At 40.3% G+C, this 15,244-nt stretch carries 17 protein-coding genes; 7 read left to right on the forward strand and 10 right to left on the reverse strand.

The features are described from left to right. Nucleotides 1–145: 145 nt before the first annotated feature. The 5 genes from E6C50_RS16000 (at nucleotide 146) to E6C50_RS16020 (ending at nucleotide 6,095) form a co-directional block, all read left to right on the forward strand. Nucleotides 146–976 (forward strand): universal stress protein, encoded by an 831-nt coding sequence (locus E6C50_RS16000; protein WP_136404248.1) that lies wholly within the window; start codon nucleotides 146–148, stop codon nucleotides 974–976. Between the two features lie 81 nt (nucleotides 977–1,057). Next, complete coding sequence (locus E6C50_RS16005) at nucleotides 1,058–1,282, forward strand: hypothetical protein (protein ID WP_136404249.1); 225 nt, start codon at nucleotides 1,058–1,060, stop codon at nucleotides 1,280–1,282. Between the two features lie 117 nt (nucleotides 1,283–1,399). Further along, nucleotides 1,400–2,698: an anthranilate synthase component I family protein gene (locus E6C50_RS16010; protein ID WP_136404250.1), complete on the forward strand. Its 1,299-nt coding sequence runs from the start codon at nucleotides 1,400–1,402 to the stop codon at nucleotides 2,696–2,698. A 53-nt stretch (nucleotides 2,699–2,751) separates the two neighbouring features. Continuing rightward, nucleotides 2,752–4,065, forward strand: a complete 1,314-nt coding sequence (gene tilS, locus E6C50_RS16015; protein ID WP_136404251.1) for a tRNA lysidine(34) synthetase TilS — start codon at nucleotides 2,752–2,754, stop codon at nucleotides 4,063–4,065. Nucleotides 4,066–4,085: 20 nt separating this feature from the next. Further along, the gene (locus E6C50_RS16020) at nucleotides 4,086–6,095 is read left to right on the forward strand and encodes a protein-disulfide reductase DsbD family protein (RefSeq protein WP_136404252.1); all 2,010 of its coding nucleotides are present in this window, start codon (nucleotides 4,086–4,088) and stop codon (nucleotides 6,093–6,095) included. 29 nt (nucleotides 6,096–6,124) lie between these two features. Here the strand turns inward: E6C50_RS16020 and E6C50_RS16025 are convergent, their stop codons facing one another. After that, nucleotides 6,125–6,502, reverse strand: a complete 378-nt coding sequence (locus E6C50_RS16025; protein ID WP_211089559.1) for a PH domain-containing protein — start codon at nucleotides 6,500–6,502, stop codon at nucleotides 6,125–6,127. Nucleotides 6,503–6,736: 234 nt separating this feature from the next. On the opposite strand from E6C50_RS16025, the gene E6C50_RS16030 reads away from it, so the two are divergent. Both E6C50_RS16030 and E6C50_RS16035 read left to right on the forward strand, forming a co-directional pair. Beyond that, nucleotides 6,737–7,423 (forward strand): DUF6624 domain-containing protein, encoded by a 687-nt coding sequence (locus tag E6C50_RS16030; RefSeq protein WP_136404253.1) that lies wholly within the window; start codon nucleotides 6,737–6,739, stop codon nucleotides 7,421–7,423. 42 nt (nucleotides 7,424–7,465) lie between these two features. Beyond that, nucleotides 7,466–9,001 (forward strand): YifB family Mg chelatase-like AAA ATPase, encoded by a 1,536-nt coding sequence (locus E6C50_RS16035; protein ID WP_136404254.1) that lies wholly within the window; start codon nucleotides 7,466–7,468, stop codon nucleotides 8,999–9,001. Here E6C50_RS16035 and moaCB read toward each other — a convergent pair whose 3' ends face one another. Genes moaCB through E6C50_RS16080 form a run of 9 tightly spaced genes read right to left on the reverse strand, consistent with a single transcriptional unit; the run spans nucleotide 9,002 to nucleotide 15,244 of the window. Continuing rightward, the gene (gene moaCB / locus E6C50_RS16040; RefSeq protein ID WP_317128638.1) at nucleotides 9,002–9,931 is read right to left on the reverse strand and encodes a bifunctional molybdenum cofactor biosynthesis protein MoaC/MoaB; all 930 of its coding nucleotides are present in this window, start codon (nucleotides 9,929–9,931) and stop codon (nucleotides 9,002–9,004) included. It abuts the gene before it with no gap. After that, nucleotides 9,931–10,389 (reverse strand): molybdenum cofactor biosynthesis protein MoaE, encoded by a 459-nt coding sequence (locus E6C50_RS16045; protein WP_136404256.1) that lies wholly within the window; start codon nucleotides 10,387–10,389, stop codon nucleotides 9,931–9,933. Before E6C50_RS16045 ends, moaCB begins: the two co-directional genes overlap by 1 nt. Next, nucleotides 10,386–11,453 (reverse strand): HesA/MoeB/ThiF family protein, encoded by a 1,068-nt coding sequence (moeB, locus tag E6C50_RS16050; protein ID WP_136404257.1) that lies wholly within the window; start codon nucleotides 11,451–11,453, stop codon nucleotides 10,386–10,388. Before moeB ends, E6C50_RS16045 begins: the two co-directional genes overlap by 4 nt. A gap of 11 nt (nucleotides 11,454–11,464) precedes the next feature. Beyond that, complete coding sequence (locus E6C50_RS16055) at nucleotides 11,465–11,692, reverse strand: MoaD/ThiS family protein (protein WP_136404258.1); 228 nt, start codon at nucleotides 11,690–11,692, stop codon at nucleotides 11,465–11,467. A 3-nt stretch (nucleotides 11,693–11,695) separates the two neighbouring features. Next, nucleotides 11,696–12,277 carry a molybdenum cofactor guanylyltransferase gene (locus E6C50_RS16060; RefSeq protein ID WP_136404259.1) on the reverse strand — a complete coding sequence of 194 codons (582 nt, stop codon included), beginning with the start codon at nucleotides 12,275–12,277 and terminating at the stop codon, nucleotides 11,696–11,698. A 3-nt stretch (nucleotides 12,278–12,280) separates the two neighbouring features. Continuing rightward, nucleotides 12,281–13,477: a molybdopterin molybdotransferase MoeA gene (locus E6C50_RS16065; RefSeq protein WP_136404260.1), complete on the reverse strand. Its 1,197-nt coding sequence runs from the start codon at nucleotides 13,475–13,477 to the stop codon at nucleotides 12,281–12,283. Between the two features lie 20 nt (nucleotides 13,478–13,497). Then, nucleotides 13,498–14,475 carry a GTP 3',8-cyclase MoaA gene (moaA, locus tag E6C50_RS16070; protein ID WP_136404261.1) on the reverse strand — a complete coding sequence of 326 codons (978 nt, stop codon included), beginning with the start codon at nucleotides 14,473–14,475 and terminating at the stop codon, nucleotides 13,498–13,500. Between the two features lie 32 nt (nucleotides 14,476–14,507). Beyond that, on the reverse strand, nucleotides 14,508–14,747 hold the full coding sequence (locus tag E6C50_RS16075; RefSeq protein WP_136404262.1) for a DUF6755 family protein: 240 nt from the start codon (nucleotides 14,745–14,747) through the stop codon (nucleotides 14,508–14,510). Beyond that, entirely contained in the window at nucleotides 14,744–15,244 is a 501-nt protein-coding gene (locus E6C50_RS16080) for a QcrA and Rieske domain-containing protein (RefSeq protein WP_136404263.1), read from the reverse strand. Before E6C50_RS16080 ends, E6C50_RS16075 begins: the two co-directional genes overlap by 4 nt.

A 15,244-nucleotide genomic window follows, 5' to 3' on the forward strand; every position in this document is an offset into this window, starting at 1 on the left:
TAAATGATGGCAAAGGTACAAAAGAAATACGGTTTAAAACAAAGCGGTTTTAGGAGGGTTAAATAATTGTGAAACTGATTTTTGTAATATGTTTTTTATAATTCTTTTACTAACTTTATAGAAACTATAAATCAAAGCATAAATCATGAAAAAGATACTTTTCCCTACCGATTTTTCAGAAACAGCCAACAATGCATTTGTGTACGCCTTAAAATTTGCTAACAAACTACAGGCGGAAGTACTCGTTTTGCATGTTTATGATTTACCACCGATTTCCTATGAAGGACACGCAACGGCCATAGTGGAGGTTTTTGAAACAATAGAACTCGACAAATTTGAAAATTTTAAAGATCAGATTCCGTATTTGCGAAAAATTGCAGTGGATAACGATCTGGAATATATCAAAATGAACCATATCCTGATGCAGGGTGACCTGATTCACTCGATTAAAGAAGTCGTTAAAGACGAAACAATCGATTTGGTAGTGATGGGAACTACCGGTGCGTCCGGATGGCAGGAAACCTTTTTCGGTTCCAACACCGGAAGTGCGATTACCAATGTTCATAAAAATATACTGAGTGTACCAAACGAAGCCAAATTTGATGTGATCCGGAATATTGCCTTTACAACACGATTCCGCGATCAGGACAAAAAAGCACTGTATGAAGTGATTCAGTTTGCCAAAATGTTTAACGCGAAAATTAAATGCCTGGCAGTAAAGACCAAAAATTTTGAAGGAGATGATGAAGAAATTATTGCCTGGAAAAAAGAATTCGAAAAACAGCCGGTGGAGTTTTTTATCGTTCCCGACGACGATGTAAAACAAACCATTTACGACTTCCTGGATAACCAGCACATCGATATTCTGGCAATGGTTACCTACAAACGTTCCTTCTTTGAAGAATTGTTCAAACAGAGTTTGACTCAGAAATTGTCGTATCATTCTAAAATTCCGATTCTGGTATTGCATGAATAATGGCACTTACAATGGCCGGAATAATGTAATTATCGGATAAATTGTACAATGATGAAGTAAAACGACTAGGATTAATTGGATATGGGAAATTTAGAAATTAAAAATGAGCTTCACAGAATCATCGATACGAGTGATGCCAATTCGGCAAGTGATTTTTTTATGTTGGTAACCGACTATATGGCGCAAACTGAAAAATGCATCATTACCGTTGCAGAAGAAAATATTAGCGATGCCAAAATCAATTGCCATCAGTATTTAAAAGACATTGTATCCGGCTGGGAAGGCTGGTCAAATCTGTTCTTTTAAAGAATAACGAGTATAAACCCAATAATTAAAGGACTTTCTGAAATCAGAGAGTCCTTTTTTATTGCCCTTTTACAGCAAACAGGTATTTTGTATTTTTGAAAACTTAAATCCGACTTTTTGAGAACAACGATACTAAAAAAAATACCCGATCCGATTGCTTTTAAAGAAAAACTCTTGTTTTGGGCACAACAATTCCGGGAAATCGCATGGCTCGACAGTAACGAATATCCGCAGCACTATGGCAGTTATGACGTTTTACTGGCCGTAGATGCTTTTACCGCAATTCAAACCGATACTAAAAATGCTTTCGACGATCTGAATCAGTACCAATCGCAGGCAAAAGACTGGCTTTTTGGCTATTTGTCCTATGATCTGAAAAACGATACGGAAATCTTACAATCGGAGAATTATGACGGTTTGGAATTTCCGGATTTGTTCTTTTTTCAGCCTAAAAAGATAATTCTGTTAAAAGGTGATAAAGTGGAATTACACTATTTGGTGATGTGTGATGATGAAATGGAAAGTGACTGGAATGAAATACTATCACAACAAATACCGGTTATCGAAATAGCAGATTCCATTCGCATTCAACAACGTATTAGTAAGTCGGAATACCTGTTTAAAGTCGGCAAAATGTTGGAGTATATTCATCGTGGCGATTGCTACGAAGCCAACTTTTGTATGGAGTTTTTCGCAGAAAATGCCAAAATAAACCCGTATCAGGTTTACAAACAACTAAATGCAATTTCGGAACCGCCATTTGCGACTTTTTTCAAGCATAACAAACACTATTTATTATCGGCTTCTCCGGAGCGTTATTTGCGAAAAGAAGGTACCAAAATCATATCACAACCGATAAAAGGAACGGCAAAACGCCATAAAGACCTGGCAGAAGACAACCAAATCAAAGCCGCATTAGCCGAAAACCCAAAAGAGCGTTCCGAAAATATTATGATCGTTGACCTCGTTCGCAACGATTTGTCGCACACTGCCCAAAAAGGGAGTGTACAGGTTGAGGAATTGTGCGGCATTTATACTTTTAAACAGGTACATCAAATGATATCTACCGTAATATCGGAAGTAAAAGAAGGGATTACACCGGTAGAAGTTATCAAAACAACCTTTCCGATGGGAAGTATGACCGGTGCGCCCAAAATAGCCGCTATGCAACGAATTGAAGAACTGGAAGAAACCAAAAGAGGCCTATATAGCGGTGCGATGGGCTATTTTACCCCGGAAGGCGATTTCGATTTTAATGTGGTAATCCGTAGTATTCTATATAATGCGGCGACGCAATATGTCTCTTTTTCCGTAGGAAGCGCGATTACAGCCGCGGCTTTACCGGAACAGGAGTACGACGAATGTCTGTTAAAGGCCAAAGCCATGCGGGAAGTACTTGAAATAACAACGGGTTAATGTACATTTTGTAAATTTGTATCACATCTGAATAGGACAGAACTTAAATAAAAATGCGACAACAGTTACAGCAACACCTCAACGACAATTTTGCTTTCCTCCAAGGAAAACAATTGCTACTCGCTATCAGTGGTGGTATCGATAGTATGGTGTTGTTAGAATTGTTTCGAAATTTACCCTATACGATTGCCGTAGCGCATTGTAATTTTGGTCTTCGTGCTGCTGAAAGCGATGGCGATGAAGACTTTGTAAAACAATGGTGTGCCAAAAATAACATCCGTTTTTTTACAACCCGTTTTGCGACTCAGGAATATGCCGAAACCGAAAAATGCTCCATACAACTGGCCGCACGGGAATTGCGCTACAACTGGTTTTCCGCATTATTGGAAAACGAAGGTTTTGATTATTTGCTAACGGCGCATCATCTCGATGATACGTTGGAAACCTTTTTGATTAACCTTACCCGCGGAACCGGATTGGATGGGTTAACCGGAATTCCGGCACAAAACGGTACCGTTATCCGACCTTTATTGCCGTTTGGACGCGATGAAATCGAAGCCTATGCCGTGGCTAATTCCATTGCATGGCGAGAAGATAGTAGCAATGCATCCGATAAGTACCTGCGAAATCGCATACGCCATCAGGTCGTTCCGATTTTAAAAGAATTGAATCCGAATTTTTTAAACGGTTTTCAGGATACGCTCGTACATCTGCAACAAACGGAATCGTTGGTACAGGATGCCGTTACGGAATTATATTCGAAAATAGTAACCGAAAAAGAAGAGCAGTTGCATATCGCGATTGAAAAGCTCAAACTGATCCCCAATTATAAAGCCTATTTGTACCAATGGTTAAAACCCTACGGGTTTACGGCCTGGGACGATATTTATAATCTGATCAATGCTCAGTCGGGGAAACAGGTGTTCTCCGAAAACTACCGACTCTTAAAAGATCGTGACTATTTACTGTTGGAAAAGCAACAGGTACATAGGACGCAATCGATCGAAATAACCGAAAATCAGGAAGTAACATTAGAGCAGGGACGGTTAACGCTATACTCCGTAACAAATGTTACAGAAGACCGGGGCGGTAAGGTTATCTTTGTTGATAAAGATAAGTTAAAATTACCACTGATCTTACGAAAATGGAAAGAAGGTGATTACTTTTACCCATCCGGAATGACAGGCCGAAAAAAAATCAGTAAATACTTTAAAGACGAAAAGTTTTCGCTGATCGATAAAGAAAATTGCTGGCTGTTGTGTTCTGGGGATGAAATCGTATGGGTAGTAGGAAAACGCTCCGACCGCCGGTTTGAAATTGAACAAGAAACCAATAACATTATAAAAATAGAATTACAGCTTTTGTAATTCGATGACCAATACAGTACATGAAAAAGTTAAATGCCCTATTATTTCTGTTTTTTGCTTTTATAAGCACGCAGGCCCAAATGCTGGATCCTGTAAAATGGAAAACTTCCGTAGAAAAAAAATCCGATAACGAAGTAGTTTTAGTATTCGAAGCCACAATAGACAACGAATGGCATATGTATTCCCAGTTTACGCCCGAAGGTGGTGTCATACCAACGGAATTTACCTATAAAGACCAGAAAGGAAATTTCGAACTGGTTGGAAAAACCAAAGAAAGTGAATATAAAAAGGTTTTCAATGATGTTTTTGAAGTCGACGAATACTATTTTGCCAACAAAGCACGGTTCACGCAAACGGTTAAGGTAACCAATCCAAACCTAAAAGCGCTTAAAGTAGCGATTTCGTATCAGGTGTGTAAAGAAGCGTGTATCCAACAGGATAAAGTATTCGATTTTACACTTCCGGCGTTAAAAATAGAGGCTTCCGAAGTAGTTCCGACAACTACGGGCGATTCGGCATCGGTAGCACCTGCGGCTGACAGTACTAATTTTGTGACGGCAGGAACAACAACGTCAACCACACAACCGGTTGGTAAAAAAGAAGAACAAAAAGGATTGTTTACGATCTTTATCATTGCGTTTCTCTCCGGGTTTGCCGCTTTGTTAACACCATGTGTTTTCCCGATGATTCCAATGACGGTAAGTTTCTTTACCAAACAAAGTAAAAACAGAGCGCAGGGAATCCGTAATGCGGTGTTCTATGGTGCTTCCATCATTATAATCTATGTACTATTAGGATCCTTTGTAACCGCTGTTTTTGGAGCCGATGCGCTAAATGCATTGTCCACAAACGTATGGTTTAACATTATTTTCTTTGTACTATTAGTTGTATTCGCATCATCATTCTTAGGGGCATTCGAAATTATGCTACCCAATTCATGGGCGAATAAAGTAGACCGTCAGGCGGATAGAGGCGGAATCATCGGAATATTGTTTATGGCTTTGGCACTGGCAATTGTTTCCTTCTCTTGTACCGGTCCGATTGTAGGAACCTTATTGGTAGAAGCGGCTTCTAAAGGTGGTATTGCGCCAATCGTGGGAATGCTAGGGTTTTCAACGGCATTGGCGTTGCCGTTTATGTTGTTTGCCATGTTCCCGGGCTGGTTAAATTCGTTACCAAAATCCGGTGGATGGTTAAATACTGTAAAAGTATTTTTAGGATTCCTGGAATTGGCTTTAGCTTTTAAATTCCTGTCAAATGCCGATTTGGTATTGCAAACACATTTATTAGAAAGAGAAATATTCCTGGCGATCTGGATTGCGATTTTCGGAACCTTAGCGTTATACCTGTTTGGGAAGATTACCTTACCGCACGATAGTCCGCTATCACATATTTCCGTAGGACGATTGGGATTAGGACTTTTAGTGTTGTCTTTTACCATTTATATGATTCCGGGCTTATGGGGCGCGCCGTTAAAATTAATTTCCGGATTCCCGCCACCAATGACGTATAGCGAAAGCCCGTATGGCGTAGGATATACCAAAGGAGGTGCTGCTGCTGCGACAGAAACGTTGCCGGACGGAGCCAAATTTGGACCTCATGATATTATAGCTTTTACCGATTATCAGAAAGGAATGGTGTATGCGAAATCGGTTAACAAACCCGTATTATTGGATTTTACCGGATTTGCCTGTGTCAACTGTCGTAAAATGGAAGATTTCGTTTGGTCGAAACCGGAAATTATTTCGATCCTGAAAAAAGATGTGGTATTGATTTCATTATATGTAGACGACAAACGCGAATTACCAAAGCATGAGCAATATGTTTCCAAAGAAACCGGAAAAGAAATCGTAACGATAGGAAACAAATGGAGCGATTTCCAGATTACGCATTATAAAGCGAATGCACAACCGTATTATATCATATTGGACAATCAGGAAAACCGATTGTCAGAACCGGTAGGCTATACGCCAGATGTAGAAGAATATAAAATCTGGTTGGAAACGGCCATTGCAAAATATAAAAAGTAACAAAAAACCTCCGCATTGCGGAGGTTTTTTTATTTTAGAATATGCTGACTTAAAATTTTATAAACCGCATTGATGTTATCGTTTTTACCGAACTGCTTTTTAATTGGAGCGGCTTCACCGGTAATCCAGATTTTCAAATCGGCATCCAGATCCATAAGACCGGCACTTTCTTTCGAAAATTTCTTGATACTGGTATACGGTATCGATTGATAGTCTACTTTCGATCCGGTTAATCCCTGTTTGTCAACCAGGATCAGACGTTTGTTGGTAAAGACAAACATATCACGAATCACTTTAAAAGCGATTTCAATATGTTCTCCGTCAATTAAAATAGGCTCAAATTCTTTGGCTATTTTTTCGGTGCTTACTTCAGAAGCATTGCCCATGATGGCGTTAAATAATCCCATAATTATGTTTGAATAAAAACAGGCCAAAAGTAGAAATTTGGTTTGATGTTTTTACTTTTTTGTAAAAAATCTTTACGGATTTAGTTGATAGAATATTTTGAGTCCTGAAATCAGTAATAAAGAAATTATGGACATTCGTATCGGATAGAAATCGAAATAAGGAAAATACTAGTATTTTTAATTTATATATTGATCAATGAATACTTTGTTTTTATTTTTTCTAAAAATGTAACAATGAAGAAAATAATTTTATTTTTCGGATTAGTTGGAACACTAGTTTCCGGGATGGCGCAGGAGCAATCTATAAAAACGTTGGCGCAGGAACTCCGAATCATCGGAGCGAACGATCAGAAAGATCGCGCGCAAATTGAATATATTCAAAATAAATACGGTAGCCAATCGCCCGAAATGAATGCCTTATGGAAATCGATAGGAACAAACGATTCGATCAATATTATAAAAGTCAGTGCCATTTTGGATCGTTATGGCTGGTTAGGCCCGGACGAAGTGGGAGAGGAGGAAAACCGAATCTTGTTTTTGGTTGTTCAGCACGCCGATTTGCCGGTTCAGGAAAAATACTTACCGATGCTGCGAAAAGCGGTCAAGGATCAAAAAGCGAAAAGTAGCCATCTCGCTTTATTGGAAGACCGTGTGGCTTTACGACAGGGGAAAAAACAAATCTACGGTTCCCAGATTGCATGGGATATGAAAAATAACCGCAATTATATTTTGCCGTTGGAAGATCCGGACAATGTAGACAAACGCCGGGCAAAAATGGGACTTCCACCTTTAACGGACTATATTGCCTATTGGAATATGAAATGGGATCCGGAACAGTATAAAAAAGAATTACCGGAAATTGAAAAAATGCAACAATCAAAAAAGAAATTATCAGTTAAGCTGCTGAAAATGAGGTTTTAATTTTAATAAAAAAGCCGTATCTTTAAAACTATACTCTACGCCATGTTAGTAAAAGTTTTTGGAAGCGCTGTTTTTGGAGTGGAAGCCACTACAATCACTATTGAAGTCAATATCGATAAAGGAATCGGGTACCATTTGGTTGGATTACCGGATAATGCGATCAAGGAAAGCAGCTACCGTATCGCAGCGGCACTTAAAAACAACGGCTATCAACTACCCGGAAAAAAGATTGTGATCAATATGGCACCGGCCGATTTGCGTAAAGAAGGATCGGCTTACGATTTACCCATTGCGATTGGAATATTGGCTGCATCCGGTCAGATTAACCCCGAAAATACGGATCGTTTTATGATAATGGGTGAATTGTCTCTCGATGGGAGCCTTTTGCCTATTAAAGGCGCGTTACCCATCGCAATCAAAGCCCGGGAAGAAGGATTTGAAGGATTGATTGTTCCAAAAGAAAATGCCCGTGAAGCCGCAGTAGTTGAAGGAATAACGGTTTACGGTATTTCAAACGTAACCGAAATCATCGATTTTTTTAAAGGCATTGCCGCACCAGAACCGGAAACGGTCGACTTTGAAAAAGAGTTCGGTCCGTTATCGGATTGTTCCGAATTTGATTTTGCCGATGTCAAAGGTCAGGAAAGTATTAAAAGATGTCTGGAAATTGCCGCTGCCGGTGGTCATAATATTATATTGATCGGTCCGCCAGGTTCGGGAAAGACCATGCTGGCCAAGCGATTCCCGGGGATTTTACCGCCTATGACAATGCAGGAAGCGTTGGAAACCACCAAAATCCACAGTGTCGCCGGAAAGATTAAAGAAAGCGGATTGATTCGGCAACGACCATTCCGGTCACCGCATCATACGGCTTCTTCCGTTTCGCTGGTTGGCGGCGGCAGTTATCCGCAACCGGGTGAAATTTCACTGGCGCATAATGGTGTTTTATTTCTGGACGAATTACCCGAATTTAAAAGAGAAGTCCTCGAAGTGTTGCGACAACCGTTGGAAGATCGTGAAGTGACCATCTCAAGGGCGAAATTTACCATAACCTATCCGGCTTCCTTTATGTTGGTGGCGAGTATGAATCCCAGTCCCGGTGGTTATTTTAGCAGTCCCGATGCGCCAATTGCCTCTTCACCGATGGAAATGCAACGGTATTTGGGAAAACTGTCCGGTCCGTTATTGGATCGAATCGATATCCATGTAGAAGTGAATCCGGTACCGTTTGAAAAATTATCGGATATGCAACCCGGAGAAAGCAGTGTGATCATACGGAAACGCGTCACAGCTGCCCGACAAGTACAAAACCGACGCTTTGAACATCAGAAAAACATCCATTACAATGCCCAAATGACTACCCGCCAGATTCGGGAGTATTGTATTTTGGACGATCAGGCGTTGCAATTACTAAAAAGCGCGATGGAACGCCTGAATTTATCAGCGCGTGCCTACGATCGGATTTTAAAAGTCGCCCGTACCATTGCCGATTTGGAGGCTTCGGAATCGGTACTTCCGGTTCATATTGCCGAAGCCATACAATACCGTAGCCTCGATCGGGAAGGTTGGCTTGGATAATTAATGTTTCCCGGAATGTATCATTTTAAAAAGATGCAATACGTGTGGAAACAGCGCATCCATCGACTCTTTGGCACCTTTTGTAGAGCCGGGTAAGCAAATGATCAGCGTATCACCGATCAGACCGGCCAGACTTCGTGACAAGATGGAATACGGCATTCGATTTTGTCCGTATTGCCGCAGGTATTCTCCGATACCCGGTATTTCCCGATCCAACATCGGCCGAATGGCTTCCGGAGTGAAATCCCTTTTGGATAATCCCGTACCACCGGTTAGTAGAATCAGCTCAATATTTTCCGTGAGATACTGCTTGATCTTGCTTTGTATGGAATCGACACCGTCGGGAATAATGGTATAATTCCGGATCGTTACCGGATGTGCTGCTAGTTTTTCGATAATAGCCTTGCCGGAACTATCTTCTTTTTGGCCTTTACTAATGGAATCCGAACAGACCACCACCGCTGTGACAATCGGATTTTCAAAAAACTCGCTGTACTTGGATTTACCGCCTGTTTTCTGTAATAACCGTATACTTCGAATTTCGATTTCAGAATCGATAGGCTTTAGCATATCATAAAAAGTAAGTGCTACAACCGATGCGGCATGCATGGCCTCAACCTCAACCCCCGTTTTATAAATCGTTTTAACAGTAACTTGTATTGTAATTTCCAGATCCTCGATAGCATACGAAATTCCGGTATATTCAATTGGGATCGGATGGCAATCGGGAATCATATCGGGTGTTTTTTTTGCGGCAAAAAGACCAGCTGCTTTGGCCATTTCAAAAACATCTCCTTTTGGAACAGTTTTATTCCGGATCGCATCAATTGTTTCGGTTTTACCTACTTTAACCACCGCCTGAGCAATGGCGGTTCGCAAGGTGTTATTTTTAGGCGTAATATCTACCATAGTGTATTTGGCTGCATTAATTATGGTTGATCAATCTGACGATTAACTTTCCAGTGATGGGATTGGTCTTCAAAAATTTCTTTTCCCCAAATAGGAACCTCAGCTTTTATCCGTTCGACCAGTTCATTACAGGCTTGTATGGCTGCCTTTCGATGCTTGGATGAGGTAAAGACAAAAAAGCACAATTCTCCGGTATTAATCCGACCAAGACTGTGATAAACATGCATGCAAACCAAATCGTATCGGGCAAAAATAGCTTCCCGTATTTCGGCTATTTTTTGCTCGGCCATTTCGGTATAGGCTGAAAATTCGATAGACGCTACAGTTTTGCCATTAATCGAATCATTTCGTACCTGTCCGAGAAAGATGGAATGCCCGCCAATATGGGTTTTATGCAGATGTCCGGCAATACTTTTCGCTACTGTTTCCGGTGAAATCGGACCTTCAATAAAGCTGTTTTTAAGTTGTTTGTTTTTCATTTTGTAAATAAGGCAATGCCGTTTTTGAGGTTGTAGTAATTTTTATCGGGATAGTGTTTTTGCACCAATGCGATTGCTTTTAGACTACGGATACCGCTCTGACAGATAAAAACCAATGTTTCGGAATCGGCCAGTTTTTCCAGATGGTATTCGAGTTCCGGCAAGGGAATCGCCATCACATTAAAGCCGACGATTTTGGGTAATTCATCTGTATTTCGGACATCAATTAACATCGTTTTTTTCCGATTAAAAATGTTTTTCAATGTCTCCAAATCATTGATATGGGTTATGTTTTTACAGTGGTAATCATATAACTGATTTAAAATATCGGTCTTTGTTTTCGGTTTGAATGCGGTAGTTTTGGATTTGAACCGGAGTAATTCCGACTGATAATCCAGACTGTTAAAGGTTAATAGCTGTCCGGACATTACTTCCCCGATACCGGTAATAATTTTGAGGACTTCATTTGCCTGAAAGTTTCCCATAATACCAGCCAATACACCAATTACACCGGCTTCGTTACAAGATGGAACATGTAACGGATTTGGTATTTCCGGAAAAAGATCCCTTAAGTTGGACGGATTTTCACCGTAATGAAAAACAGACAATTGTCCTTCAAACCGAAAAACCGCAGCATATACTAATGGTTTCTGCAGCAAATGACATACATCGTTTAAGAGGTAACGTGTTGTAAAATTATCGGTGCAATCCACGATAATCGAATAGGAGCTGACCCGTTCAAAAACAGTACTCATATCCAAATTTTCGGGATAGCTATGAATATCGGTTTCACTATTCAATTTTGAAAGCTTTTTTTGCACGACGTCTACCTTCAGATTACCGATATCCAGTTCGTCGAATAGTACCTGTCGTTGCAGATTACTAAGCGAAACCCTATCCGGATCGATTACACCAAGCTGACCAACACCAGCGGCACAGAGATATTGTAAAACGGGACATCCCAAGCCTCCGGCGCCAACAACAAGAACCCTGGCATCGGCCAGTTTTTGTTGCGTAGCTATTCCAAAAACCGGTAAAATAAGCTGTCTGTTATAACGTTCCATAGTATAGCGTTTTATCCTCCTGAAAAAGGAGGGAGTAAGGCAATTTCATTGTTTTCGGTTAGTAGTAACGTTTCGTCTTCATTCATTTGCCGATCAATAGCAATCTGAAAACTCATGGATCGGAGTTCCGGGAAATGTTGGAGTAAGATTGCTTTAAAAGCTCCGACAGAAACCGGATAGGTAACCGCAAAAGGTTTATTCACAACATCGTTGAGGTTACCAAATATTTGTATAGTCATAGCTTATGCTGTTTTAAAATTGGTACTGATTTCATTTTCGGCTTTGGACCATTCTTCAGGTGTATTGATATTTCGAAAACCATTGCTTTCGAAAGGAATGGATAGAATATTGGCGTTATGTTCGGCTAAAAAATCCATCATTTTTAGTTTATTAGCGATCAGATTGCATTCGACTTCCGGTAACAGCCGGAAGGGATATAAGCCGCATAATGGCTGTGTGCTACCTTTGTAATTCAATACGTTAATCAAATCTTTTATGCTGTGTTTGATCAGGTATTTGATAGCTCGCGGTTCCACAAAAGGCGTATCGGCACTAATAATAAGAACGGTTTCTCCGGCGTGAGAAAGAGCCGTATAAATGCCACCTAACGGACCTTTATCTTTAATTTTATCCGGAATAACGGTTAGTTCAAATGTTTTATAACCGGGATGATGTGCGATAATAACCGGTTCGATATCCAACTGTCGCAACGTATCCAGTAAATAGGTGATCATCGGTTTGCCGGAAAGGAATTTTAATCCTTTATCTTCTCCCATTCGGGAACTTTTTCCTCCGGAAAGCAAATAGGTTTTTATTACAGTCATTTTTTAGAGTGTTATAGTCATGTTGGAGCGAAAGAAAATGACCTTGACTTTTTCGCCCATTTTAAAGTCTTCCTGTTTCTCATCTAATACGACAAAAGCATTGGCCCGTGCATAAGCATCCATTTGATACGAAAGTTGCCTGTCCAGTATTGTTGCTTTACCGTTTTGTACCAGAGCCTTTACAAAATGTGTCAGCCCGCTTTTTTTCTGATAGGACGTTACTAATAGTGCATAATCTTCTGTCTGAAATTGGCATCCTGTTATTCGCTGTATAGCGGGTTTTACATAAACATGAAAACAGCTCACTACAGCACTTGGATTTCCGGGAAGTGCGAAAAACAATGTAGTGCCCTTTTTTCCGAAAAATAAAGGCTTCCCCGGTTTTTGGCGCACTTTATAAAAGAACTCAATAGCACCCGTTTTTTCCAGCACGGGTTTTACAAAATCATAGTCACCAACCGAAATGCCACCGGTAAAAAGTAATAGATCTACTTTTTTATGATTTTCCAAGACAAATTGGTACAATTCGGATTCTTTATCGTCAATCCATTGGGAAAATATAACGGGTATTTCCAGTTGGTGTAATAAAGCTTTTAAAGCGATCGAATTACTTTCGTAGATCTGTCCGTTTTGCAATATAGTACCGGCCGGAACAAGCTCTTTACCGGTACTGATAATACCGACTTTCGGTTTTGGAAAAACAGCAACCGAATCGATTCCTAAAGTAGCCAGAAAGCCAATATATTCGGGTGTAAGTAAACGCCCTCTGGATATAACCAAATCGCCTTTTTGAGTTTGCGTTCCTCGTTTTCGGATATGATCGCCCGGAGAAACAGGCTGTATAAGCTTTAGAATTCCTTTTTCAACCGAACAATTTTCCTGTTGTACAACGGTATCGGCACCGAGAGGTATGGGCGCTCCGGTAAAAATTCGAGCTGCTTCTCCTTTCTGTAATTCCGGTACCCGGGTTTTTCCGGCTTCGATCTGGTAGTGCAATTTTAATGGGAGATTATTTTTTATGTCTTCATAACGAATCGCATACCCATCCATGGCCGAATTATCAAAAAACGGTACTGCTACAGGTGAATAGATCGTTTCGGCTGCAATAAAATTACCGGCTGCTTCCAGTGGAATGCGGATAGGGCTTAGCGTATGACACTGTTGCAGAATATGATGTAAGGCTTCTTTTACGGATATCATTTTTACGTTTTATAGATTGGTTAACCACCGATTTTAATCATGCTTCGGTTTTGTAATGTATCCGGATCGACACGTGTATAATCATCAAATTGACCGCCGAGCATTTTATGTTTTTTCATAAGGCAACGTTCGATAACCGGAACAATATTTTCGCCATTTCGGAAGGCGCCGAGTATATCAAATTCTTCTGCCCCAAACAGGCAGTTTTTCATCTTTCCGTCGGCCGTCAGCCGCATTCGGTTACAACTACTGCAAAAAGAATGGCTCAAAGAAGAAATAAAGGAAACTGTACCAGTGTGGCCAAGAATTCCAAATTTTGTATCGGTATCATTTTTCCCGTCCCGAAGTTTAAACAAGGCATACTGTTGTGTGACAGCTTCCAAAACGATCCGATTATGAACGACTTTATCTTTATGCCATTCGTTTTTATCAAAGGGCATAAATTCGATAAAACGCAAATGCAACGGCAGGCTTTTAGTCAGGTCTATAAAATCGAAAACCTCATCATCGTTAAAGCCCTTGATCAAAACGATATTCAGTTTGACATATATCCCTTGATCAAGACACATCAGGATATTATTCCATACTTTTTGAAACTGATCCCTTTGCGTGATCTGTAAAAACTTAACCGGATCGAGTGTATCAAGACTAATATTAACCGATTGAATTCCAGATTCTTGTAGTGTCGTTTTATAGCGATCTAATAACATACCATTAGTGGTTAATGTCAACTGAACGGGTAGCATCGACAAGCGTTCGACGACAGCAGTAAAATCTTTTCGTACCAAAGGCTCCCCTCCGGTTAAACGGATTTTTTTGACACCGAGGGATGTAAATACTTCGGCAATACTAAAAATTTCATCCGTTTGCATTAGTTTTTGAGGTGGCATTAGCGAAATAGACTCTTCCGGCATACAATAGGTACACCGAAAATTACAATTATCCGTTAACGATATCCGGAGATAATCGTGGATTCTATGGTGCGTATCTTTTAGCATTTGTTCGAAATTAAGAAGGGGGAAGTCCGTTTTTAATTTACTTTTTCCGGTAAAAAATACAGCCATAGTACACTTGCCAGAAACAGGACAAAAGAAGCGATAAAAGTACTGTAAGCTACTTCCGGATGTCCTTCCAGGGCATTGTTAAGGGCGGTATACAACAGCCAAATCTGGAGCAGCAGATTCACGAGTAAGACAGTAATCAGGGCAGACATAATCATGCTTTTTTTCTGCGGATGGGCTTGTTCCTGTGTGGTTCTGAAATTACTCATACGGTTTCATTTTTAGGATGTTGAACATAAATAGCATTCCCTTCAAAAGTTACGTCCAGTTTTTTTAATGGACGGGGTGGTGGTCCCTGAATAACATTTCCTGTTTTTACATCAAACCATCCGTTATGACAAGGACATTCAATGGTTAATGTACCGGGTTTATAATATACAGCACATGACAAATGGGTACATTTCTGTTCGTAGGCGTAAAATTCACCTTCTTCTGTATGGATCAGTATATAAGGAACCGTATCATTTTCCAGGACAAAGGATTTTGTTCCACCTACCGGAATTTCATTTTTGGCGCAGATTTTTTGTTTTTTTTCATTTTTTGGCTCGTTAAAGAAAGCGGCTTTTGCTGCAATAACGCCGTTGCCAACAACCATTCCGCCGGAAACCACAGCGAGTAACTTTGCAAAATCCCTTCGGCTTACCTGATTGGCCTGGGATCTGTTAATCGGGAAATCTTTTTTCCAGTGTTTATCCTGATGACTCAT

Origin of the sequence: Flavobacterium supellecticarium, from assembly GCF_004801375.1 — a bacterium.
Classification (GTDB): domain Bacteria; phylum Bacteroidota; class Bacteroidia; order Flavobacteriales; family Flavobacteriaceae; genus Flavobacterium; species Flavobacterium supellecticarium.